The organism is Streptomyces sp. YS-3 (assembly GCF_045257485.1).
In the GTDB taxonomy this organism is placed as follows: Bacteria; Actinomycetota; Actinomycetes; order Streptomycetales; family Streptomycetaceae; genus Streptomyces.
In genome coordinates, this window is the sequence record NZ_JBJHPC010000973.1 from 1 (window position 1) to 1,502 (window position 1,502).

Here is a 1,502-nt window from a genome sequence, read left to right on the forward strand (position 1 = left end):
CTCCCGGGGTCGCGTGGGCGGCGGGGCCGGTTGCCGCCGCGAGGGCGAGCGTCCCGGCGGCGGCGAGGACGCCGCGGCGGCCGAGGGCGGCGGCCGTCACCGGCTCTGCTTCTTCCACTCGGCCTGCGCCTTGTCGAGCTGGCCGGCGAGGGAGTCCAGGAAGCCCTTCGCGGACGTCTTGCCGAGCAGGACCTTCTGGAACGCGGGCTCGTTGGCGGTCTTGGAGATGGTGTTCCAGTCGGGCAGGTAGTACGGCAGCTGGACGATCGTGGTGCTGCCGCCGGTGAGGGCCTCGGCGGCGAGCCGGGTCGGCTCGGCCTTCTGGACCCAGGGGTCCTTGGCGGCCTCGGTGTTGGCGGGGATGGCGCCCGCCGACTCGTTCCACTTGCTGTTGGACTCGTGCGAGGCGGCGAACTCGATGAACGTCCAGGCGGCCTTCTTGTTCCTGCTCGCCTTGAACAGGCCCAGTCCGTCGACGGGGTTGGAGACCTGGACACGTGCGCCACTGTCCGTCGTCGGGTTGGGCAGACCGCGGAACTTGTCGGGGCCGAGTGCTTTGACGTGGTCCTTGTAGGAGCCGAGGTTGTGGTTGAGCATGCCGATCCGGCCGCTGTCCCACTGGGCGACCATTTTGGTGAAGTCGTTGTTGACGTCGGCCGACGGGGTGGCCTTCTTGTAGAGGGCGGTGTACTTCTCCAGCGCCTGGACGTTCCTGGGGTCGTTGACCGTGGTCTTCGTGCCGGACGCGTCCCAGAACGAGGTGATGCCGCTCTGGCCGTACATGGCGTCCAGTGCCTGGGCGATGGAGCCCGCGCCGCCGCGGATCGTGTAGCCGAACTGGTTCCTGCCGCTGTCGGTGAGCTTCGCCGCCGCCTCGTAGAACTTCGTCCAGGTGGTGGGCGCCTCCAGCCCGGCCTCCTTGAACAGATCGGTGCGGTAGTACAGCACACCGTTGCTGGCGGAGGTGGGCACGGTGTACAGCTCCTTCCTGCCGCCGGCCGCCTTCACCGACTCGACCATGCCCGCGTTCAGCCTGCCGTTGAGTGCCGTGCTCGCCGTGACGCGGTCGCCCACCGGCTCCAGCGCGTTCTGCCCCACGATCCCGGCGAGCATCGCCGCCCCGACCCCGCCGACGTCGGGCAGACCGCCGCCCTGGATGGCGGTGTCGTACTTGGACTGGACGGATGCGGCGGGAATCCCGACGTAGTTGACCTTGATGTCCGGGTACTTCTTCTCGAAGTCCTTGATGATCTCCATCCAGATGTCGCGGCGGACGGCCGTGTTGTTGTCCCAGAAAGTGATCTCGCCCTTTCCGGTCCCCTCCTCGCCCTTGTCGCCGCCCGCGCCACCGCCGTCGTCACCGCAGGCGGTGGCGGTCAGGGCGAGGACGGCGGCGAGGGCGAGGGCGGTTGCTGTGTGTCGGCCTCTGGTGCGGCCGGTACTGATGTCCATGGATCGGCTCATTTCTGCTGAACTCCGCGGGCGGGGAATGCCGGTGAGAC

At 68.6% G+C, this 1,502-nt stretch carries 1 protein-coding gene; it reads right to left on the reverse strand.

Annotation, left to right across the window (positions count from 1 at the left end):
• Positions 1-96: 96 nt before the first annotated feature.
• Entirely contained in the window at positions 97-1,452 is a 1,356-nt protein-coding gene (locus ACJA3G_RS36805; RefSeq protein WP_406557363.1) for an ABC transporter substrate-binding protein, read from the reverse strand.
• Positions 1,453-1,502: the final 50 nt, after the last annotated feature.

Coding starts and splice junctions, on each gene's coding strand:
- ACJA3G_RS36805 (WP_406557363.1), bottom strand. CDS start 1,452: ATGGACATCAGTACCGGCCGCACCAGAGGCCGACACACAGCAACCGCC.